Annotated in this window: 17 protein-coding genes; 2 read left to right on the plus strand and 15 right to left on the minus strand. The window is 48.6% G+C overall.

The window, feature by feature from the left end; translation table 11 throughout:
* Positions 1 to 54 precede the first annotated feature (54 nt).
* The 12 genes from BUC22_RS03255 to BUC22_RS03310 all read right to left on the minus strand — a co-directional run bounded on the left by BUC22_RS03255 (position 55) and on the right by BUC22_RS03310 (position 17,580).
* Positions 55 to 786 carry an ATP-binding cassette domain-containing protein gene (locus BUC22_RS03255; RefSeq protein ID WP_013381555.1) on the minus strand — a complete coding sequence of 244 codons (732 nt, stop codon included), beginning with the start codon at positions 784 to 786 and terminating at the stop codon, positions 55 to 57.
* On the minus strand, positions 779 to 1,696 hold the full coding sequence (locus BUC22_RS21375) for a glycine betaine ABC transporter substrate-binding protein (RefSeq protein WP_041689906.1): 918 nt from the start codon (positions 1,694 to 1,696) through the stop codon (positions 779 to 781). The genes BUC22_RS03255 and BUC22_RS21375 overlap by 8 nt, the downstream gene beginning before the upstream one ends.
* Positions 1,693 to 2,322 (minus strand): ABC transporter permease, encoded by a 630-nt coding sequence (locus BUC22_RS21380; RefSeq protein ID WP_317416941.1) that lies wholly within the window; start codon positions 2,320 to 2,322, stop codon positions 1,693 to 1,695. Before BUC22_RS21380 ends, BUC22_RS21375 begins: the two co-directional genes overlap by 4 nt.
* A 123-nt stretch (positions 2,323 to 2,445) precedes the next feature.
* A complete protein-coding gene (locus tag BUC22_RS03270) occupies positions 2,446 to 2,865 on the minus strand; it encodes a Fur family transcriptional regulator (protein WP_013381556.1) in 420 nt (139 codons plus the stop codon).
* A 209-nt stretch (positions 2,866 to 3,074) separates the two neighbouring features.
* The gene (locus BUC22_RS03275; RefSeq protein ID WP_013381557.1) at positions 3,075 to 5,444 is read right to left on the minus strand and encodes an endonuclease MutS2; all 2,370 of its coding nucleotides are present in this window, start codon (positions 5,442 to 5,444) and stop codon (positions 3,075 to 3,077) included.
* A 7-nt stretch (positions 5,445 to 5,451) separates the two neighbouring features.
* A complete protein-coding gene (locus BUC22_RS03280) occupies positions 5,452 to 7,854 on the minus strand; it encodes a U32 family peptidase (protein WP_013381558.1) in 2,403 nt (800 codons plus the stop codon).
* Between the two features lie 168 nt (positions 7,855 to 8,022).
* Positions 8,023 to 9,654 carry a D-alanyl-D-alanine carboxypeptidase family protein gene (locus BUC22_RS03285; RefSeq protein ID WP_073382332.1) on the minus strand — a complete coding sequence of 544 codons (1,632 nt, stop codon included), beginning with the start codon at positions 9,652 to 9,654 and terminating at the stop codon, positions 8,023 to 8,025.
* 14 nt (positions 9,655 to 9,668) lie between these two features.
* Positions 9,669 to 12,587 carry an insulinase family protein gene (locus BUC22_RS03290; protein ID WP_013381560.1) on the minus strand — a complete coding sequence of 973 codons (2,919 nt, stop codon included), beginning with the start codon at positions 12,585 to 12,587 and terminating at the stop codon, positions 9,669 to 9,671.
* A 61-nt stretch (positions 12,588 to 12,648) separates the two neighbouring features.
* Positions 12,649 to 13,989 carry a replication-associated recombination protein A gene (locus tag BUC22_RS03295; RefSeq protein WP_013381561.1) on the minus strand — a complete coding sequence of 447 codons (1,341 nt, stop codon included), beginning with the start codon at positions 13,987 to 13,989 and terminating at the stop codon, positions 12,649 to 12,651.
* A 30-nt stretch (positions 13,990 to 14,019) separates the two neighbouring features.
* Entirely contained in the window at positions 14,020 to 16,038 is a 2,019-nt protein-coding gene (locus tag BUC22_RS03300; protein ID WP_013381562.1) for an Eco57I restriction-modification methylase domain-containing protein, read from the minus strand.
* 81 nt (positions 16,039 to 16,119) lie between these two features.
* Positions 16,120 to 17,349 carry a serine hydroxymethyltransferase gene (locus BUC22_RS03305; RefSeq protein ID WP_013381563.1) on the minus strand — a complete coding sequence of 410 codons (1,230 nt, stop codon included), beginning with the start codon at positions 17,347 to 17,349 and terminating at the stop codon, positions 16,120 to 16,122.
* Positions 17,350 to 17,385: 36 nt separating this feature from the next.
* Complete coding sequence (locus BUC22_RS03310) at positions 17,386 to 17,580, minus strand: hypothetical protein (protein WP_013381564.1); 195 nt, start codon at positions 17,578 to 17,580, stop codon at positions 17,386 to 17,388.
* A gap of 218 nt (positions 17,581 to 17,798) precedes the next feature.
* On the opposite strand from BUC22_RS03310, the gene BUC22_RS03315 reads away from it, so the two are divergent.
* Both BUC22_RS03315 and BUC22_RS21670 read left to right on the plus strand, forming a co-directional pair.
* Positions 17,799 to 18,056, plus strand: a complete 258-nt coding sequence (locus BUC22_RS03315; protein WP_013381565.1) for a GlsB/YeaQ/YmgE family stress response membrane protein — start codon at positions 17,799 to 17,801, stop codon at positions 18,054 to 18,056.
* A gap of 29 nt (positions 18,057 to 18,085) precedes the next feature.
* Positions 18,086 to 18,244, plus strand: coding sequence for a hypothetical protein (locus BUC22_RS21670; protein ID WP_013381566.1), 159 nt, complete (start codon positions 18,086 to 18,088; stop codon positions 18,242 to 18,244).
* A 184-nt stretch (positions 18,245 to 18,428) separates the two neighbouring features.
* Here BUC22_RS21670 and BUC22_RS22020 read toward each other — a convergent pair whose 3' ends face one another.
* The 3 genes from BUC22_RS22020 to BUC22_RS03325 all read right to left on the minus strand — a co-directional run bounded on the left by BUC22_RS22020 (position 18,429) and on the right by BUC22_RS03325 (position 21,153).
* The gene (locus BUC22_RS22020; RefSeq protein ID WP_013381567.1) at positions 18,429 to 18,605 is read right to left on the minus strand and encodes a hypothetical protein; all 177 of its coding nucleotides are present in this window, start codon (positions 18,603 to 18,605) and stop codon (positions 18,429 to 18,431) included.
* A gap of 103 nt (positions 18,606 to 18,708) precedes the next feature.
* Entirely contained in the window at positions 18,709 to 19,989 is a 1,281-nt protein-coding gene (gene serS, locus BUC22_RS03320) for a serine--tRNA ligase (RefSeq protein ID WP_013381568.1), read from the minus strand.
* A gap of 222 nt (positions 19,990 to 20,211) precedes the next feature.
* Positions 20,212 to 21,153: a GGDEF domain-containing response regulator gene (locus tag BUC22_RS03325; protein WP_041689908.1), complete on the minus strand. Its 942-nt coding sequence runs from the start codon at positions 21,151 to 21,153 to the stop codon at positions 20,212 to 20,214.
* Between the last annotated feature and the right edge of the window lie 99 nt (positions 21,154 to 21,252).

Here is a 21,252-nt window from a genome sequence, read left to right on the forward strand (position 1 = left end):
TATAAGATTATTACCCTAATGATACACTAAAATATCAAAAAAGAAAAGCGCAGCTTAACGGTCACTCACCAGTTCTTTTACAAAGTCGGTAGCTGGATGTTTGCGAATGTTCTCAGGCGTGTCAATCTGTACCAGTCCGCCATGGTCCATGACAGCCACGCGGCTGCCCAGCTTTAATGCCTCCCGAATATCGTGGGTAATGAACACGATCGTCACGCCCAGCTCACGGTGGATTCGCATGATTTCATCCTGAAGCATCCGCCTGGTAATCTCATCGACCGCCCCGAATGGCTCGTCCATGAGCAGGATCTCCGGTGCTGCGGCCAGTGACCGGGCAATACCCACCCGCTGCTGCTGTCCACCGGACAGCTCACTGGGGTAACGCTCCAGCAGGCTTTCATCAAGCCCCACAATTTTCACCAGGCGTGCCACAGCCGCCTCTGTTTTCTGCCGGTTCTGCTTGTTTAAAAGGCTGGGAACATAGGCGATGTTTTTCCGCACAGTCATGTGTGGAAACAGTCCTACCCCCTGAATGGCGTAGCCAATATTCCTGCGCAGGGCGATAAGATCGGTTTTTGAGATGTCCTGTCCCTGCACAAAGACTGTGCCTGTGTCGGGAATCAGCAGCCCGTTGATCATCTTGAGCAGGGTGGTCTTACCACAGCCGGAGCTGCCGATAATGGTCAGAAACTCTCCCCTGCCGATATCCAGACTGAACCGCTCCAGAATGGCTTCGTCATCGTATGCCTTGGTGACGTCTACAAACCGGATAATAGGCTCACTCATTGATCAGGCCCTTACTCTTAAGGAATTCCATAGCGACGTCGTGCTCGTCTCTGTTGTTGACTTCCAGGTCATAGTTCATTTTTGACATTTCTTCATTGGTGATGATACCGTCCATTTTCTTAAGCACTCCCTCCAGCTCTGGATAGTTTTCCAGCGTATCCTCACGAACAACGGTACCGCAATAGTAATTTTTAAAAAAGCCCTTGTCATCGGTCAGAGAGACCGCGTCCGCGACAGACAGCTGTCCATCGGTGGTATAGGCGTTGATAACGTCTACCTCACCGGAGTTCAGGGCGTTGTATTTGAGGCCGATGTCCATGTCCATATGATCCTTGAAGCTGAAGCCATAGGCATCGCAAAGCGCCTGATAACCATCCTCACGTTCATAAAAGTCCGGGTTAGCGCCAAAGGTGATCTCAGGGGTATATTTCGCCAAGTCTGAGAAGGTTTTGATGTTGTATTTATCTGCGATCTCCTTGCGCAGCGCCAAGGTATAGGTATTGTTAAATCCGTACATTCCCACCCATTTTAGACCGAACTGCGTATCGTACTCATCGGTCAGAGTGTTCCACAAAGTCTCGTCATCTGGGTACTCGGTTTTTTTCAGGATGTTGTTCCAGGCTGTGCCGGTGTACTCAGGATATAAATCAAAATCTCCCTTGATAAGCGCAGGGTGGATATTGCTGGTACCGCCACCTACCCCCTTGGTGATCTCCACATTCAGATCGGTATTTTCCTGAATCAGGATAGACAGCATCTCTCCCAGGATCAACTGCTCGGTCATGGGTTTGGTGGCGATCTTAATCGTGCCGCTTTTCTTTTGCCCGCCTGCGCTGCATCCGGTGATCATGGCCACGCCAAGCACCAGCGCCAGGGCCAGGGCTCCGATCATTTTTGTTTTCTTTTTCATGCAATCAGTCTCCTTTTTCTATTGATTATTTTAACAATCAGCCCAATCCCAAAATCTAAGATCAGGGCCAAAAGCGCGATAAGAATACTTCCAGCCACGGTCATGGCCATGTTGCTAGTAGTAATTCCCCGGTAAATAGCAACTCCCAGCCCTCCGGCGCCAATGAAGGAAGCGATGCCGGTCAGGGCGATGGTCATAACCACCATGTTCCTGAACCCGGTCAGTATGACTGGCAGGGCCAGGGGCAGCTTGATTTTATAAAGAATCTGAAAATCCGTGCTGCCCATGCCCCGGGCCGCCTCGATCACTGCCGGGCTGATACCGGTGATACCAGTCACGGTATTGCGCACCATGGGCAGCAGAGCGTACACGGTCAGGGCGATAATGGCCGTGGTGTTTCCAATGCCGGTAAAGGGAATCAAAAAACCCAGAAGTGCAATGGAAGGGATGGTGTAGATCACGTTAGTGGTGCCCAGAACCACAGGCGACGCCTTGGGATGCTCACTCACAACCACCCCGAGCACCAGACCGATCACTGCTGCGATGGCAATCGCTGTGCCCGAAATACGCAGGTGCTGAAGGGTCAGCTGCAGGAAAAAGGTCCCGCGTTCTGTATATAGACTCAATATTTCCTCTAGCAAAATTTCACTCCTTTATTAATTGCCAAATAATGATACCACTATTATTATAACATAAAGAAAACCAATAAAAAACCGCCGCATTGCCGCGGCGGCTTTACAGTATCTGCCTTAGGCAGACTGTGAATACAAAGCAATATCCAAATGATCAAGTGTAACGTCCTTGGGAAGCTTATCCTTCAGGTAGTCCTTCAGAAGCACTTCCAGGTCATTGTCGAAATAATCTTCAATCTGATTGGTCTTCTTGTTAAAGATGTGAACGTGAAAACCCGTGCGCGCATCAAAACGCATAACTTCGTTATGATCGTGCAGCTTCAAGATCAATCCTTTTTCCTCGAACGTTTCAAGAATGTTATAGATGGTTCCAACAGACATGATGCTACCTTCATTTTTCAGTTTATCCATGAGCATCTCAGCGCTGGGATGTTCATCCGTTTCTGAAAGAACTTTTAATACGCTTATTCTCTGTGGTGTTGCTTTCAAACCCACACTCTTAATCCGTTCTCTGTATTTCTGTAAATCTGCATTCATCTTTAGAACCACTCCTAGATAATAATTGATGATTTAATTATACTGAATCTCCTGAAATTTGTCAACCATTGTTAACTTTTCTTTATAAAGATAAAGGCTTTTTCCGAAAAAACAGACTTCATTCCATAGTCATCGTTTTTTATTCTAACATGTTTTCAGTCATAAAGCATTCGAAATACTGATGTATTTAAAAAAATACATCCTACGAACTACAGCTCCACAACCGTAACGCCAGAACCGCCCTCATTTTGCGCTCCAAGCCGGAAATCTTTAATCAGGCTGTTATCCTTGAGGTAGGCGTGTATGATCTGGCGTAGTTTGCCAGTGCCCTTGCCGTGGACAATCATGAGCTGATGAGTTCCTGAAACCAGCGCATCACTGATCATCTTGTCTACCAGATACAGGGATTCCTCCCCGTTCTTACCCCGAAGGTCAAGCTTAGTGTTCATGGTGTGGCGGTCTGCGCTTTTATAGCTGACCTTCTTTTCCTTTGGCTTGGCAATGGCCTTAGATTTGCTCAGATCTGCCAGCCCTACCTTCAGCTTCATATTGTCAGTCTGAACCATGACGCTACTGTCCTTTGGCATAATCTTAACCACCTCACCATCCTTGTGGAGGCTCTTAACATGCACCTTCATGCCCATTTTAATATCGTCGATATCCAGCTCCTCGTCCTCATCGGGCCGGGCAATTTTATACATATCAAAGATATTTTTTTCCTGATCTTTGATCTTTCTTCTCAGGGATTCCAGCTTTTTATTATCCTTGACGCTCTGGGCAGTCGTTTCCTGGATATAGCGGATTTCCTTATAAATTTCCTCAGTCTCCTGCCGGGTGTCTCTTACAATGGCGCTGGCCTCTTCCTGGGCGCGCTCGATCATCTCGGCACTTTCAGCCCTGGCCTTTTCCCGTTCATCTGCCATTTCAGCCTTCATATTCTCGATCTGGCGTCTCAGGCGCAGGATCTCCTCGTGCTCGGCCTCGGTCTTTTTGCGCTTTTCCTCGATTTTAATCAGGGTCTCCTCAAAGCGGATGGCTTCATTTTCAATGAGCTTTTTGGAAGCTTCAATGATATCCTCACTCAGGCCCAGCCGCCTCGCAATCTCGAAGGCATTGGATTTTCCAGGCACACCGATGAGCAGCTTAAAGGTTGGACGCAATGTAGCCACATCAAACTCGACCGACGCGTTGACAACACCTCGTGTGACCAGAGCGTATTCCTTAAGTTCACTGTAATGTGTAGTGGACACACTGGTCACACCCCGCTCGTGCAGAGTATTCAAAATGGAGATTGCCAGCGCCGCTCCCTCAGTGGGGTCGGTGCCTGCACCCAGCTCATCAAAGAGCACCAGAGCGTCGGCATCTGCATTCTTCATAATGTCCACAATGTTCGTCATGTGGGAGGAGAAGGTGCTGAGACTCTGCTCAATGCTCTGTTCGTCCCCGATGTCGGCGTAGATATTCTTATACACACGGGTAGCACTGCCCTCCCTGACCGGGACAAACAGCCCGGACTGCACCATGAGGTTCAGTAGACCGATGGTTTTCAAAGTAACGGTTTTACCACCCGTATTGGGTCCGGTGATGATCATGGTGTTGATGTCCTCGTCCATGTAAATATCCGAAGCCACCACCACCTTAGGGTCAATGAGGGGATGGCGTCCTTTAATAAAATGGATTTTGCCCTCCTCACTCACATGGGTAAGCACACCGCCGACAGCCAGGCCATATTTGCCCTTCGCAAACTGAAAGTCCAGTTCAACCAACAGGTTATAGTCCTCAATGACCTCCTCTTTGTAGTTCGCGACCTTTTCGGACAGATCCTTGAGGATGCGGATGATTTCCTTTTCCTCCTCAGCAGCCAGCACCTTAAGGTCGTTGTTGAGCTCGACCACAGCCAGTGGCTCAATGTAAAGGGTGGCGCCGCTGGCCGATCGGTCCAGCACAATGCCGGGAATCTGTCCCCGATACTCCTGCTTGACGGGCACCACATATCGGTTGTTGCGGATGGTAATGATGCGTTCCTGCAGATATTTCTCATTCTGTGACGCAGAGATAATGCCGTTCAGCTTGTCGGAAATGCGTGTGTTTTTAAAGTTGATCTCGCGCCGGATGCGTGAAAGCTCTCGTGACGCGTTGTCTGCCATCTCGCCCTCGGATAGAATTTTATGGCTGATCTCCTTTTCCAGCTCCTCACAGGGGGCCAGCAGGGTAAACAGATTTTTCAGCTGGTCCAGGGTTTCAAGCTGAGTATCATTGCAATAATAATTTTCCATGTCCTTGACAATGCGCAGCAAAGACGCAACGGCCAGCAGCTCCTTCATGGAGAGCATGGCTCCGATGGATGCCCGGTGTACATAGTCGCTGGTATTTTTGATTTCGGAAAGCGGCGGACGCCCGTTGCGCAGCATCATATTAAGCGCTTCACTGGTGACACCAAGTGCTCTTTCTACCTCGTAGACAGTCTCGTAGGGAACCAGGGAGGATGCCCGCTCTTTTGCTCCCTCGCTGACACAGTGTCCCTTGAGTATTTCCAATATTTTAGGGTACTCCAGTACCTTCAGACTTCTTTTGTCCATTTGATTGCTATTCAACTCCTCGTTTGAAATTTCCTTTTGTATAACGGACTCCGGCACGGCCGGGCATAGGACCAAAAACACCCTTGTCGAGCGCGTTTCGATAGTAGCTTACCACAGTCTCCAGCTCCTCTGGCCCTTCGTCTGTGGCGTAAATCCGCCATTTATCAATATACTTCTGACGCCTCAGCTCCTCTTTTAAGAGAAGGATATCGCCGTTGTAAATATGAATGATATTATCAACATCTTTGTACAGCGGGAAGGAGGCACCCCGCTCGTCAGTCAGGGCTGCCCAGCCACGGTATCTCTGGCAGCCTCTACATTGCTTGTCCGCACAGTTGTACACACAGTTGGCGCTCACCATGATCTCCTGCCGGCCATACACGGGCAGCACACAGCTGATGGCTGAGCGCTTTGCCAGGGCAGCCACCTCCGTGGCACTCAGTTCCGGCGACAGCACACCGCCGTCCGCCTGCCATTCCTTTAGCTGCTTCATTGCCAGAACGTTAAGCAGATTAAAAGGCTGGTCGGCTTCTCTGTAAACCGGCCTGTCCTGAAACAGGTTCAGCACCTCATAATTTTTTAAAAGGACGCCATCATGATCCAGTCCGCAGAAGTCTTCGAGACGAGCCTTTAGCCGCGCGGACGCTACAGTGTCCATAATCCTCGGAAAGGCCAGCAGCACACGCTTACCGCATACGTGGGCGTGGGCAATGGGTGCCTCACAGTCCTGTGGCCTGCTGAGATCCTGTACCGGAAGCACCAGCTCATCCACAGCCAGACCGCAGAGCGCCTCAAACGCTGCCCTGTCAGCTGGTTCCAACGACAGGAGGGGTTTTTTCACCGCCTGCCTGACTGGGATCTCACGGCTGAGTGAAAAGACCATCGGCGCAGCCTTTTCTTCTTTCTGTTCAGCGTCCAGAGCATCCACGATCTCCCGGCGCAGCGCATTCAGCTCGCCCTTTGTCAGGAAGATTCCCGGCTCGATGTCTGCGTCCAGACCATCAAACTGGTAACCCGTACCTCCCAGCCGTTCAAACTGTCTGGACAGCATCTCACAAGTCAGCGGCAGCTTCTGGGCTGCTGTAGGCATGATGTTTGAGATTCTGGTCACCACTTGTCCTCCCGCCTCCGCAGTAACCTCTGTCTGTTTACCAAGAGCCAGTCTCAGTCTGAAGCGCACAGTCTGCTGCCGGACATGCTTCGCCGCCCGGCTCTCACGTTTCAGCCTTCTGGTCAGTCGGGCGTCGTGGTTACGGTAGACTGGTGTGCCGGCAGGCACCTCAAACCTGCTTGGCACCTTAATCTTTATACCCGGTTTTTCTGAGGATAACGGGTGTCCTTTTAAATCGAAAAGCGCGTCGATCCGCATTCCCTTCTCAGAGTCCTCCCCAAAAGACAGACCGTCGCCCACCGAAAAGGCTGTGTCCGGCAGAGCCTCGATCAAAAGCCTGCCACCCTCACAGCCAATGACATGGCCTGCCAAAATCCCCCGGTTGCGCCCCACCACATCGCCAATAACCTGCGGATCACTAAAAAGGCGACCCTCTGTAAAAGAACGGTTGAACACCTGGGCCAGCTCTTTTTCCGTGATGGACGGTGCCTTTCCTTTTTCGTCCACAGCGTTCAGAGCTTCACGGTAGGCCCGGGTCACAGCGTACACATACTCTGGACTTTTCATCCGCCCCTCAATCTTCAGCGAGTCAATGCCTGCCTGTGCCACTTCATTAAGCCTGTCTTTAGTGTTCAAGTCCTTCATACTGAGCAGATAGCCTTCCTTAATCAGACGGTTATCCGCATCTCTCAGCTGATATTTTTTACGGCAGGGCTGGGCACAAAGCCCCCGGTTGCCACTTCTGCCGCCAATCGTGCTACTCATCAGGCACTGGCCTGAATAGGCATAGCAGAGAGCGCCGTGACAGAAAAGTTTGACCTCTACCCGGGTTTGCTCGGCGATCATGGCTGCTTCCGAAATGGGCATTTCCCTTGGAAGCACTACCCGCATAAAGCCCAGCTTTTCAAAAAACAAGGTTCCCTCAAGGCCGTACACAGATCCCTGTGTACTGGTTTGAAGCCTGAAATCAGGAAAATATTTTTGCAGCAGAAAGATCAGCCCCGGATCCTGAACAATAAGGCCATCAATACCCAGGCCTGCCAGAAAGTTCAGATAATGTACTATATCCTCAAACTCTTCATCCTTGATGAGAATGTTCAGCGTCACATAGACCTTCACGCCATACTGCCTGCATAGCGCTACAGCTTCTGTCATTTCCGTTTCGTCCATATTGCCCGCATTGCGTCTGGCATTAAAAGCCTTGCCCCCAAAATAGACCGCATCTGCCCCGCCGTTTATGGCCGCGCGAATGCTCTCCAAGGTGCCGGCTGGCGCCAGCAGCTCAGGTATTTTGTACATTATTCCTTCCTCCTTTATTTTATCGTATGAACCATTGGTCTATTATAACCTTTTTAACCGCAAAACAAAACAGGTAATCATAAACAGAATCCATAAATCACAAATCTTTCGCACACACAAAGCCCCGGACAGCGCTTGTCCGGGGCTTTGTGTGTATTTATTCAGTTTTTATCGCTTTTTTGTGCCTGTTCGCGGGCCTTGCTGCGGGCGGCTGCCCGACTGCCCAGAGGTTGGGCGTTTTTTCTTTTGTACCGGCCGTGCGGTGGCGTTCCGCTCCACAGGTCTTCCCGGCGAAGCTGAGCCAGAGGACTTTCTCCTTGGCGCGCTGCCAGAAGGGCGTTTCTGCTGGGGCTTGCGCGGGGGCTCACCCGCGGTGGTTTTACGCGAAGGTATCCCTGATCCGGTATAGCTCTGAGATTCATAGAGCTTCCGTTTCGCCATTCTTCGGGCCCGAGCCTGTTTTGCCCGCATAATTTTCCGTTTGCGGTAAACATAAAAGCGGAAAAAGACAAACAGGATCACCAACAGCGGAATGCCGATAAAGGCTGCAATTCTCAGATAATCCCAGAAATTTCTGGGACGAATCTGGTTCTGGGCGTACAGCGGTGTCGATTTTACCGAATCGGTTCCCTCGTAGATGGTCAGTGTCCCGACCTGGACGTCGGGCTCAATGTCACCCACTACCTTCAGCCCCTTATCGGTATCCGCCAGAAGGCTGGTGTCCCAGGAGACCTTGGCAGTATATTTATCTTCCTGTCCCTTTGGAATCATGGAGCTGTAGGCTTCCTTTGTCTTGACCGACAGATTTTTGCCGTCCTTGTAATGGGCATTAATTACCGTAAAATCCTTATAATGTCCAGAATCATCAGTCCAGTCCAACAGACGGTTATCGTCAAAGGCAGCGTTGATAGTATTGCTGGCCTCGGCAAAAATGCCCTTTTCGTCGCCCTTCATAATCACTCCGACAATCTTTGCGTCGCCATCCTCGGCGTTATAGACAAAGCAGCGGCCAGCTTCATCGGTGTTGCCAGTTTTACCGCCCTTTGCCTTAGCGTTATAGTAAGGATTATCGGTTCTTCCCTCCTCAATGGTTCCACCGTAGTCGGCGGCATCCTTGTAGAGAAGCATATCGGTATTTTTCCATTTCTGTGGTTCGCCGCGGTTGGTAGTCATTTCATAAACCTTGGTGCCCTCTACTTTTGAGATGGTCTCATTGGTGAAGGCTGTCTTCCCGATCACCGCCATATCCGCCGGTGTGGTGTAATGGTCGGGGTCATGGAGGCCGTGGGCATTTTTAAAATGTGTATTCTTAAGGCCCATCTGCTGTGCCTTGGCATTCATTTGATCCACAAAAACCGACATGGCCTGATTATAGTCCATCTTTTCATTTCCACTGAGCTTACGCCCGATGTTGGCTGCGATCACGTTGGCTGCGTCGTTGCCCGACGGCAGCAGCAGTGCGTACAGCAGCTGTTCCCAGGTGTAAATTTCTCCAACCTCCAGATGGGCCACGCTGCTCTCGTAGCCGATGAGCTTGACCTCATCGCCCACGGTTACCTTATCATTCAGGCTTGAGCCCACATAGTCTAGAGCTGTTAAAGCGGTCATAAGCTTTGTCGTGCTGGCCGGATAGTAGCGTTCGTCTGCGTTTTGCTCTACCAGAACATCGCCGCTGTTCACCTCAAAGACAACAACTCCCTCGTCGGGGCCAAAGGAAGGCATCGCCGCCCACGCACTGCTGCCAAAGCCCCCAAATACCAACAGCAAAGCCCCTAAAACTGAAATAATTTTCCTCTTCATTGATCCCCGCCACACTATTTAATATATTTTATTTCTTTAAACTCTTCCTCAGCTACGCGCACTGCTTCCTCGCTCCCGATGACACAGAGCACATTTTTGTCCATGGCCTCACGAATCATGGCTGCGGTGCTGCGCAGGCTTTCATTCGTCGTCCCAAGGATTTCATCTCGTTCCTTCTGAAGATCCTCCTGGGTGGTCTTGTTAAAATACATAGTATCTGCCGCGTCTGCTTTCAGGGCTGTCGATAAAGGCACATCCTTGCTGCTGATGGTCCCGATAATATATTTTTCCATTTCCCGCCTGGAGACCTCCAGATTTTCGACGTACTCAAAGGCCTCGTTATAGGCATCCAGTGTTTTGGACAGGTTAGGATCACGGAAAGAGGCAAAATAAAGCTCTCCGGCTCGATTGATGCCGAAATGCGCGCCGTAAGCCCCACCCTGGACACGGATGCGGTTCCAGAGGTAATCCATAGCTAGGATGGATTTAAGCACCAGCATACTGCCATTGTAGCTGTAACCAAGCTCTCGGATATTAAAGCCTTTGGAAACATACTGAATCTTGGCGGCTGTCATAAAGCCCTCATCCTTGACCGCCAGGTCAAAATGGTAGCCATAGGTTTCCAGATCACGGTCCGGCAGGTTTTCTAAAAATCTGCCCACTGCTTCAAGTACTGGCTCCTTCAGCTCCTTGTCACCAGTGATGCTGATGATCAGGCCTTTTTTATTAAAGATCGTATTCGCAACTTCCTTCAGTTTATCGGAAAGATCTTCCCATCGTTCGTCAAAGTGATCGTCGATATCTGCCAAGAACTGGTAAAACTCAACACCGCCAAGCTCTTCAAACATTCTGGCAGACTGGGAATAATAGGACTGGAGACGCTGGACACTTACTGTGTGTCCACCCATCAGGAACTGGTTTTCCTTGTTCATACGGATTTCACTCACAATGTCTTCGATCAGGTGGCGCTCGTCAAAGCGGCTCCGTAAAATCGTGGATTCGATGAGCTCCAGCAGACGCTTGACGTTGGCACCTACCGCTTTGCCCTTAATGGCAAATTTGCTCTCGTAGCACCCGCTCTCCTTGATATTATCATAAGTTTCAACACTGGAGGAGATGCCGCCAGTGCTGATCTCAATTTCCTGGTTCAGCCGTTCATAGTCATAATCCTCAGTGCTGACCCGGCCGATGATTTTATTGACCAAAGACAGATATTTCAGATCCTCCTGTGGGATGGTGTGCGTGTCAAAGTAGAACTTGACATAAGCGATACCTCCGGTATACCCCGGATGATATAGCAACTTATGTCCCTTGAATTCTTCTTCATAAAGGACAACCTTGCGGGCCTTTTTATTGATTTCGTCAAGACTCAGCTTCGGAATACTTTCGAGGGCTTCAGGACTGTCCTCATTGTTCTGGCGTTCTAAAAGCGCCTGTGTATCCGCCACCAGGTCATCCAGTTCTTCTGGTGACAGGGATCTCTTATAGGCTTCCAGCTTATCGCTGAGGGACTTTTCTTTTTTTTCAGCCAGGCTGCTGTCCGGGTGAATGCTCACAAATGCCTGGTGCGGGTTGCCCAGCAGGTAACGCGCGATCAAAGCCTCAAAGCCCCGGTTTTCACTGCTCATACGGAGCTTAGAAATCGCGTCGCGATACTTCAGATGTGACAGCGGGTCGCCGCCGTAAAGCCAGGTATCGAACATTTCCAGTCCGTACATCAATCCCTTGGGGTAGGAGCCATATTCACCCTCAATAAGCATAAATTCGTTGATGTTGATACCAGCTTCCACGCTGCGCTTATCAAGACCGTTTTTCACCAGATCTTCCAGAGTCTTTTCCACTGTCTCGATAAACAGCTCTTTATATTTTTCATCCGTATGCTTGAGCACAATGGAGAAATAAGGCTGCTTCATGGAGCTGGAATAAGCGTAATCCACCTCTTTACAAATGTTAAGGTCTAACAAAGCCTTTTTGAGCGGCGCAGAGTTTGCACCAAGCAGGATGTGGCCCAGCACGTCAAAGGCCAATATATCCTCAAAGGTCGGCTCGTTTTCCAGCACATAGCTCAGAGAAAGATAGTCCTTGTTTTTCTGATCCTCATCCGACGGAATCGGGTAGCTGTCTGAGGCGACAGCCATCTCCTCAAAGGGTACCTGTGTCGGAATCTCACTGTCAATATCTGCACGGTCAAACTGGCTCAGATAGGCCTCGTCCAGATATTTTAAATGAGCGTCCATATCGCCGTCACCGTAAAGGTAAATATAAGAATTGGACGGATGGTACAGTTTTTTATGGAACGCGGCAAAATCCTCAAAGGTAAGGTCCGGAATGTTTTCCGGGTAGCCGCCGGATTCCTCGCCATAAATTGAATCTGGATAAAGGGTCTGGAAAATTTTACGCTGCAGCACTTCCTCAGGGCTTGAGTAAACGCCTTTCATCTCATTGTAAACCACGCCGTTATAGGTAATGGGGTCCTCCTTGTTTTCAAGATGGTAGTGCCACCCCTCCTGATGAAAGATGTGCGGCGTATTGTAAATGTCTGGATAGAACACCGCGTCCAGATAGACGTCCATCAAATTCATAAAATCCTTGTCGTTGGTGCTGGCAATGGGATAGACTGTCTTGTCCGGGTAGGTCATGGCGTTTAAAAAAGTGTTCATGGAACCCTTGGCCAGTTCTACAAAAGGCTCCTTGACCGGGTATTTTCTGGAGCCGCATAAAACGGAGTGCTCCATAATGTGGGCCACACCGGTACTGTTGTCCGAGGGTGTTCTGAACCCAATGTGGAACACCTTGTTATCGTCATCGTTGGATATATAGATGAGGCGGGCCCCGGTTTTATCATGCTCAAAAACCCGGGCAATGCCGTTTACTTCTTCAATATTTTCCTCCCTCAAAAGGGTGAATCCATGTAGGTTGTCGTGTACTTTCAATCTGTTTCTCCTTATTTTGTATTTTGATGCGGTTCATCGCGTATTTTTATCTATACCATTTTTATTTTGTCTTTACTTCCCAGTTTTTCAGATGCTCCAGCCGATCTTTGATCTTTCGCTCATAGCCGTTCTCTGTCGGCTCATAAAACCGTGTTCCGGCCAGATCGTCCGGCAGATACTGTTGGGGGTAGTAGTTGCCCGGATGACTGTGGGGATAAACGTAGTTCAGCCCTCTGCCCAGCTTTTCGCTGCCTGGGTAATGAGAATCTCTCAAATGTCCCGGTACTTCGGAATTGGACTGATACCTCACAGCGGAGGAAGCAGCGTCCAGACCTGCGTAAGAGGCGTTGCTCTTTGGGGCAGAGGCCAGAAAGGTTACCGCCTGGGCCAGGTTGATGCGCGCCTCAGGCAGCCCGATCATCTCGACGGCCCGGGCAGCAGCTGTGGCCACCACCAGCGCCATGGGCTCTGCGTTTCCAATGTCCTCAGATGCGGAAATCACAATCCGTCTTGCGATAAATTTAGGGTCTTCTCCGGCTTCCAGCATCTTGGCCAGCCAGTAAAGGGCCGCGTCAGGGTCTGAGCCCCGGATGCTTTTGATAAAAGCCGAGATGGTGTCATAGTGATTGTCACCCTTTTTATCATACTGTACAGCCTTTTTCTGGATACACTCCTGTGCTGTTTCAAGGTCGATATGGATATAGCCCTGATCGTCCTTCTCCTTGGTCAGTATCCCAAGCTCCAGCGCGTTGAGCGCGCGCCGCACGTCACCGTTAGAAACGGCTGTCAGGTGATCCAGGGCTTCTTCGTCCACCTTGACCTTCATGCTGCCGTAGCCCTTTTTCTTGTCGGTAACGGCCCGTCTCAGTAGTCCCTTGATCTCATCGTCTGTCAGAGTCTTGAATTCAAAGATTGTCGATCGTGACAAAAGCGGAGAATTGATTTCAAAATAAGGGTTCTCTGTTGTCGCGCCGATCAGTATCACCAGTCCGCCTTCCACGCTCGGCAGCAGTGCATCCTGCTGCGCCTTGTTAAAGCGATGGATTTCGTCGATAAAAAGAATCGACTTACGGTTATAGATACCCAAATTATCCTTCGCCTTGTCTAAAATTTCTGTAATTTCTTTTTTACCGGAGGTTACAGCGTTCAGCTCGTAAAAAGCAGCCTGTGTCCGGTGAGCTATAATCTTAGCCAATGTGGTCTTGCCGGTTCCCGGAGGACCGTAAAAAACCACCGACGAAAGCTTGTCCGCCTCAATAAGGCGGTAAAGCAGCTTGCCTTTTCCGATAATATGGGTCTGTCCGACAAACTCATCCAGCGTGGTCGGGCGCATCCTCACCGACAGCGGTGCGTTGTCCTCGATCTGGTTTTCATAGTTCATGTCAAAAAAAGATGCCTGCACGTTGCCTCACCCCGTTTCTATCATTCGTTTTTACTGTTTTTCTATCCAGTTGATTTCTTCTTCATTTATGTCGAAATACCCATAAAGCCAGCGGTCAACCTCCAAAAGTAAGGCCTCCCGATCTTTTTTCTGGGTAGTCTCAGTCAAGTTTATAATTTTATCATAAAAACCCTTAAATTTGTCCGAAATTTCCATGCTCACGTCGGGAATTTTCAACTTTAGCACCGTATTGGGATAATACTCATATAAGTCAACGCCAAGCTTTTTAGCAAAGGACTTAAAATAAAAGTTGTAAAGGCGGCTGTTGAGCAGCAGCACTAAAAACTCCTCATTAACCTGACTGTACAGCCGGTTCTTCAGTGTGAGACCATAAATGTCCGCACTGAAGAAATAGCGATTCTCGTCAATGGCAAAACGGTTGTCCTTTGCCTTATATGGGAAGATGATCTTTTTTTTCATAAAGCACTCAGGATTTCTGCCCCATTGGATGGCGTACCAGGGCAGGCGCCCATTTTTACACTCCCGCCGGCTGGTCAGCTTTTCCCTGAACTGCTTCAGGTAAACTTCCTCATAGGGGTGTTTCTCAATGGCCTCAATCTCATTGGTATACAAAATCTGTTTGACCGGCGGTGTAATCTCAAAGGCGTGTACATTCCGGTTTTTTATCCATGGATGCAGAAACCGCGGGTTAAAGTTATACGCAGCCAGCTCATCATCGTCAAAGATAAAAGCTTTGTCATTGCCTGTGATGATCCCCTGAAAGCTGTCCACCAGATTCTCCAGGGTAAAGGGGGCGCGCTTCTCAATTTTTTCCACGACCGTTTTTGTCCTGGGACCATACAGCCGCCACAGTCCATCATCCATCTGGCTCTGGCTCGTCTCAAAGTCTTCGTGAAGCTTCGGCTGGCTGCTCTCCAAATCCTCGATATAAACCGGCGTTTCCCGCAGCTTACCTTTCTGGACAAAGAACCGGGAAACCCGCGCCGCATGCCGCGTGGGCGCCCTGCCCTTTACCAAAAGGCTCAACGCCGGGTCAATGCCGATGCCGCCTATAACACGCAGGCCATTAAAATCAATGAGACGTTTAATGGTAAAATGCTCACGGATAAACTTCCGAAGGGCCTGCGCGTTGTAGGCTTCCATAAAATACCGGGAGGTCAGGAATAAAAGCCTTCCTTTGTCCTTCAGAAGTTCATATCCACGTTTAAAAAAGCAATAGGACAGATCCCCTTTGTTTTGATAAACATCGCTGTAAAAGGCCTTCAGGTGTTTCATATATTCAGAGTCGATTTCCTTATGCCCAACATATGGCGGGTTGCCGATCACCACATCAAAGGCGCTGTCTTTAAAATCTGCTGAGGCCTTATCCAGACAGTCACCTACCATGATACCGGCCGGATAGCAATATTTTTCCCCTTTTAAAGCCAGCGTGATCCGGGTCACCAGCACTGCCAAAGGATCTTTATCCACACCGCACAATGATTTCTGGAGCAGCCGCTTGTGTACAGTCTCCTTTTCCAAATCCTTAGTGTTCTTCAGGATGTAGTCATAGGCTGCGCTGAGCAGCGACCCGCTGCCACAAGCCGGGTCCAGAATTTTTTCTTTTCTCACAACGCTCACACACAATGAAACCATATACTCTGCCAGAACATCTGGTGTGTAAAAAATTCCCTGGCTCTTTTTATGGCTGCGGTGCAGACACTCCTCATACAGCTCTCCGATGACGCTGGCATTTTTATTTTCAAAGCTGTCCGTATCCTCGATAAAACGCTTCACATCCTCCCAGATCAGCCCGCTCAGGGTCAGTTTTCCCTCATCAGTCCAGTGATGGGCGTTTGAGACGCCGCGGCTCCATACCCGCAGGATGCCGCCAACGGTAAAGTCCATCCTCAGTTTCTGGGCATTTTTCCTGTCTAAAACGACGCGGCCATTATCCACTAAAAATTTCAGCATCAATATTTTAATGAGAAAGAGCAGCATCTCGCCCTTGTTCTCAACATAATCGTAACGTTTATAGACCTCATCGATCTTCTGTATTATTTCCTTCATCCCGGGAATCACTCCTTAGTCATACTCAGACCATTATAACAAAAAAAGATGCTGATGGACAGCATCTTCATAAATTCTCTTTTATTCGTATAAAGGATATTTCTTGGTCAGGTAGGCCACCTTTTCTTTTGCCAGCTCCAGGTCTTTTTTGATCAGTGCTGCCTCAAAGGCGTCTGCGATAACCGACATATCTTCTTCCTTCATACCGCGGGTAGTGACAGCCGGTGTCCCCACACGCACACCGCTTGTCACAGTCGGCTTCTGCTTATCATAGGGGATGGCGTTTTTATTGGCGGTAATATTAACACTGCCCAGGATATCATCAGCCTCTTTACCGGTCAGGCCAACAGCGCTGACGTCCACCAGCATCAGGTGGTTATCTGTCCCGCCGGACACAATGCGGAAGCCCTTATCGGTAAGCGCGTTGCACAGTGCCTTGGCATTCTTAATGATCTGCTTCTGGTATTCTGTGAACTCCGGACTGGCAGCTTCCTTAAAAGCCACTGCCTTTCCGGCAATAATATGCATCAGCGGCCCCCCTTGAATCCCCGGGAACACAGCTTTGTCGATTTTTTCCGCAAATTCCTCCTTACACAGAATAAGGCCGCCCCTTGGACCACGCAGGGTTTTATGGGTCGTGGTGGTGACAAAATCCGCATAAGGTACCGGGTTCTGGTGCAGTCCCGCTGCCACCAGGCCCGCAATATGGGCCATATCGACCATCATCAGCGCATCATTGGCCTTGCAGACCTCTGAGATCCGTTCAAAATCAATGGCTCTCGGATAAGAGCTGGCCCCTACAACCACCAGTTTCGGCTTCTTTTGGACGATCAGTCGTTCCAATTCTTCATAGTCAATGGTCTCAGAGTCCGGGCTGACGCCATAAGATATAAAATTAAAGTATTTTCCTGAAAGGTTTACCTTGCTGCCGTGGGTCAGATGGCCCCCTTGGTCCAAACGCATTCCCAGTACCAGATCTCCCGGCTCCAGCACGGCAAAGTACACTGCTGTATTGGCCTGAGCGCCGGAATGGGGCTGGACATTGGCGTGGTCGGCGCCAAACAGCGCTTTGGCCCGCTCGCGCGCGATCCTTTCTACCTCATCCACAAACACACACCCGCCATAATAACGAGCTCCAGGTACGCCCTCGGCATATTTATTGGTCAGATGGCTGCCCATGGCCTCCATCACAGCTTCTGAAACAAAGTTTTCGGAAGCGATGAGCTCGATATGACTTTGCTGCCTTTTGAGCTCCTTTTCCATAAACTCATAGATCTCCGGGTCTTCTCTTTTCACGTGTTCAAAATTCATTCTTTCTCCTCCACATACGCTCTTTTTCTATTTATTTTAATATTGGTTATCATTTTGCCGGTTAGACAGTTTTTCTAATGAGATGGCGATGCTCTTCACATAGGCCATCATCTCTTCCATCTTTGCTTTAAAGTAAAAAACAAACATAATTCCGGCCATCAAAAACAAAATTAAGATGATCGGAACAATGGTCCAGGCCGTACTGGCCAAGCTATTCATAAAGGTATTCATATTTTCTCCTAAGTTTGTCAATTTGAATTGTCCTCAATATAAAGACTATCGTCTGCAAATTAGTTACATACTATTTTAACACGAAAATACATTATTGCAAGCAGATTTTAAATTTTTCCTGTTCCTTTTTAGCACTTAAATAAAAAAACTATAAAATGTTTAGAAATTCTGCGTAGAGGTATATATATGTATAAATTTACTATAAAGGAGTGACAATTATGTTCCACCTGATTTGGGTTTTAATTATCGGCGGCATCATTGGTGCCATCGCCGGTGCTATAACAAGCAGAAGACTGCCGGCCGGCTGGGTCGGCAATATCGTTGCCGGGATCATCGGTTCTTATCTCGGCGAATTACTTTTAGGCAACTGGGGGCCTCAGATTGCCGGTATGGCGGTTTTCCCGTCCATTATCGGAGCGATCATCCTTGTTGTCATCGTATCGCTTATTCTTGGTCTAGGAAGAAAAGAAAGCTAAACATAGCATAAATAAAGGAGGAATTAACCATGACACGTATATTACGCGCAGCTGCTGCCATCGGGGCGGCTGTTCTGATCTTCAGTCTGCTGAAAAACAAAGGTACTGAAAGATCATCCGACGATAAAAGCCTGAGAGATAAGGCAGAAGAAGCTGTTGAGGAGACGGCCTCAGACATTTCCGAATAATTGACCAAGTCCGGCATAGCCGGACTTTTTTATGTAAAAAACACCCCGGAGTACAGCCGGGATGTTCGTTTGGGGAAAATGCTAAGCGCTCTTATTCACTAAAAAAGAGGCGATGTTCTTGGAAACAAGCTCATTCTACACCACCTCTGCGTTAAGATTCAAGCCAAACAGTATAAAAATTTCGTTAAAATTCTGCAAAACGCTGTTCCTGTGCTTTCACTTGGCTTTTAAACTTTTCGATGACTTCGCCCACTGTCAGGCCAACTACCACCTCACCGGTCTCATTGATAATTCCTTGTATCCGTTCATCACTGTAAATTATATCCATATAGTGCCCCTGGTATTCTTTTGCTAGCTTCATTTCAGGTTCCTCTTTCGTAGATTGATACCATTGTTTCTACCCAATCTGCCTATAAAAAAATCATAAAAGGAGATGTATCTTGCAATACACCTCCTTTTTGGTTCTATTGAATTTTTTCCTTGCCGCCCATATACATGCGCAGAGGTTCCGGAATATTAATGGTACCGTCCTCGTTAATATTGTTTTCAAGGAAAGCGATAAGCATACGTGGTGGTGCAACTACGGTATTGTTCAGCGTATGGGCAAAGTATTTTCCCTTTTCCTTGCTGCGGACACGGATGCCCAGACGACGAGCCTGCGCATCGCCCAGATTGGAGCAGCTGCCCACTTCAAAGTATTTCTGCTGACGCGGCGACCATGCCTCAACATCGATGCTTTTTACCTTCAGGTCTGCCAGGTCCCCTGAGCAGCATTCCAGCGTTCGCACAGGAATATCCAGCGTCCGGAAAAAATCAACCGTGTTGGTATACAGTCTCTCAAACCACATCATGCTGTCCTCCGGCTCACACACCACGATCATTTCTTGTTTTTCAAACTGATGGATACGGTAAACACCGCGCTCCTCAATCCCATGTGAGCCTACTTCTTTTCTGAAACATGGTGAGTAGCTTGTAAGGGTCTGTGGCAGCTGGTTTTCGTCTAAAATGGTGCCAATGAATTTACCGATCATGGAGTGCTCGCTGGTACCGATCAGGTAGAGATCCTCGCCCTCGATTTTATACATCATGTTTTCCATTTCAGAGAAGCTCATAACACCAGTGACCACATCGCTGCGGATCATAAACGGCGGAATGTAGTAGGTAAAGCCCCGGTCAATCATAAAGTCACGGGCATAGGACAAGATACCTGAGTGCAGTCTCGCGATGTCGCCACTCAGATAATAAAAGCCATTACCACTGGTCTTACGGGCACTGTCAAGATCCACACCATTGAATTTTTCCATAATATCAATGTGGTAGGGAACCTCATATTCCGGTACCACGGGTTCGCCAAAGCGTTCAACCTCAACATTTTCACTGTCGTCACGTCCGATGGGAACAGAGGGATCAATGATGTTTGGGATTACCAGCATTCTTTCACGAATATCTCCTTCAAGCTTTGCCTCCAGAGCTTCTAACTCTTCCAGCTGCTTGTTAATTTCCACAACCTGTGCCTTTGCCTTTTCAGCTTCATCCTTCTGCCCCTTGGACATAAAGCCGCCGATTTGCTTGCTGATGGTGTTACGCTGTGCTCTGAGAGTATCTCCCTCGGTTTTGGAGTCACGATACTTTCTGTCCATTTCGACAACTTCATCAACCAGAACCAGCTTTTCATCCTGGAACTTTTTGCGGATGTTTTCCTTCACAAGCTCTGGATTGGTGCGCAGTAATTTAATATCTAACATGTTTCCTCCTTGAATCTATAAGGTGCATCTTTGCTGCCTAACGACAATCAAAAATCCCTCTTGCTCATTATTATTTTACAGATACCACCAATTATAACAAATCTAAAACAAAATAGCCATTCTCTCATGGTCGAAATACCATTAATTCAAAAATTTTTTTGTCTCCACCCAAAAAGCACAAAGCAGCGTATCCTGTGCCGCTTTGTGCTTCATTCGTTTCTTTTATTTCGTTTCGCCTTCAACCTGAGTCAGTACAGATTGGAAAGGCAGGCTGGTACAGCTTTCATCATAAAACTGGTACCCATCCTTTCCTGAACGTTTCAGGTGGTAAAGAGCCTGGTCTGCTTTACAGAAAAGAATACCATAGCAGTTCCCATCCTCTGGATACCGCGCCACACCAATACTTCCAGTGATTTGTCCCTCGGCTGTATAGCGCCTGAAGTTCTCACAAATACCAGCAATTTTTTGTTTCAGCCGCTCCACGGAAGAATAATTTCGAAAAAAAATCATAAACTCATCCCCGCCGATCCGTCCTACCGCATCCCCGGGCAGGGCGCAGCTTTTTAAATTTTCAGCCATCTGCTTCAGCACTTCATCGCCGTACAGATGTCCGAAGCTGTCATTGATGGTCTTAAAGTTATCAACGTCGATGAAGCACAGGGCCCCGCACTGGGTCTCGGGATTGTTCAATATCCCTCCGATCCTATCTTCCATGGCCTTTCGGTTAAAGATTCCCGTCAGAGCGTCATTCTCTGCCTCATTTTTCAGCTTTTTAAATTCCCTTTTATGGATTCCCAGCTCAATAATATTCTCTACTCGTCTCTTTATCACAACAGGATCAAAGGGCCTTGTCAAAATATCCAATGCACCAAGCGCATAGCCCCTGCGCGCTGCTATTCCAGGCTCCTCTGCAGCGATTAGCACCACGGGCAGTGCTTCTGTCAGCGCCTCATCCTGCATATGCTCAAGAACCTCCAAGCCGTCCATCACTGGCATCACCACATCCAACAGCACCGCCGCCAGCACATCCTGGTTTTCACGTATACAGCACATGGCCTCATATCCGTTTTCAGCCTCTAAAATCTCGAAGGTGTCCTGAAACATCATCCCCAAAATCTTCCGGTTTTGTTCCATATCATCAACTATTAATATACTCTGACGCATACTGTCCACCCCTTTACCTGCTCTCCGCTCTGAAGAGTCTTTCTAAAAATACCACCCGGCCGAGCCAACAGCTGACCAGGTGGCCAAAACACAGGAAAC

Source organism: Eubacterium callanderi (genome assembly GCF_900142645.1).
Lineage (GTDB): Bacteria > Bacillota > Clostridia > Eubacteriales > Eubacteriaceae > Eubacterium > Eubacterium callanderi.

What these genes read in the sequence shown, in the direction of transcription:
- BUC22_RS03305 (WP_013381563.1), bottom strand. Translation starts at nt 17,349, where the DNA reads ATGAATTTTGAACACGTGAAAAGAGAAGACCCGGAGATCTATGAGTTT.
- BUC22_RS03275 (WP_013381557.1), bottom strand. Translation starts at nt 5,444, where the DNA reads ATGGACAAAAGAAGTCTGAAGGTACTGGAGTACCCTAAAATATTGGAA.
- BUC22_RS03285 (WP_073382332.1), bottom strand. Translation starts at nt 9,654, where the DNA reads ATGAAGAGGAAAATTATTTCAGTTTTAGGGGCTTTGCTGTTGGTATTT.
- serS (WP_013381568.1), bottom strand. Translation starts at nt 19,989, where the DNA reads ATGTTAGATATTAAATTACTGCGCACCAATCCAGAGCTTGTGAAGGAA.
- BUC22_RS03310 (WP_013381564.1), bottom strand. Translation starts at nt 17,580, where the DNA reads ATGAATACCTTTATGAATAGCTTGGCCAGTACGGCCTGGACCATTGTT.
- BUC22_RS21670 (WP_013381566.1), top strand. Translation starts at nt 18,086, where the DNA reads ATGACACGTATATTACGCGCAGCTGCTGCCATCGGGGCGGCTGTTCTG.
- BUC22_RS03300 (WP_013381562.1), bottom strand. Translation starts at nt 16,038, where the DNA reads ATGAAGGAAATAATACAGAAGATCGATGAGGTCTATAAACGTTACGAT.
- BUC22_RS22020 (WP_013381567.1), bottom strand. Translation starts at nt 18,605, where the DNA reads ATGAAGCTAGCAAAAGAATACCAGGGGCACTATATGGATATAATTTAC.
- BUC22_RS03315 (WP_013381565.1), top strand. Translation starts at nt 17,799, where the DNA reads ATGTTCCACCTGATTTGGGTTTTAATTATCGGCGGCATCATTGGTGCC.
- BUC22_RS03270 (WP_013381556.1), bottom strand. Translation starts at nt 2,865, where the DNA reads ATGAATGCAGATTTACAGAAATACAGAGAACGGATTAAGAGTGTGGGT.
- BUC22_RS03325 (WP_041689908.1), bottom strand. Translation starts at nt 21,153, where the DNA reads ATGCGTCAGAGTATATTAATAGTTGATGATATGGAACAAAACCGGAAG.
- BUC22_RS21375 (WP_041689906.1), bottom strand. Translation starts at nt 1,696, where the DNA reads ATGAAAAAGAAAACAAAAATGATCGGAGCCCTGGCCCTGGCGCTGGTG.
- BUC22_RS03280 (WP_013381558.1), bottom strand. Translation starts at nt 7,854, where the DNA reads ATGTACAAAATACCTGAGCTGCTGGCGCCAGCCGGCACCTTGGAGAGC.
- BUC22_RS03255 (WP_013381555.1), bottom strand. Translation starts at nt 786, where the DNA reads ATGAGTGAGCCTATTATCCGGTTTGTAGACGTCACCAAGGCATACGAT.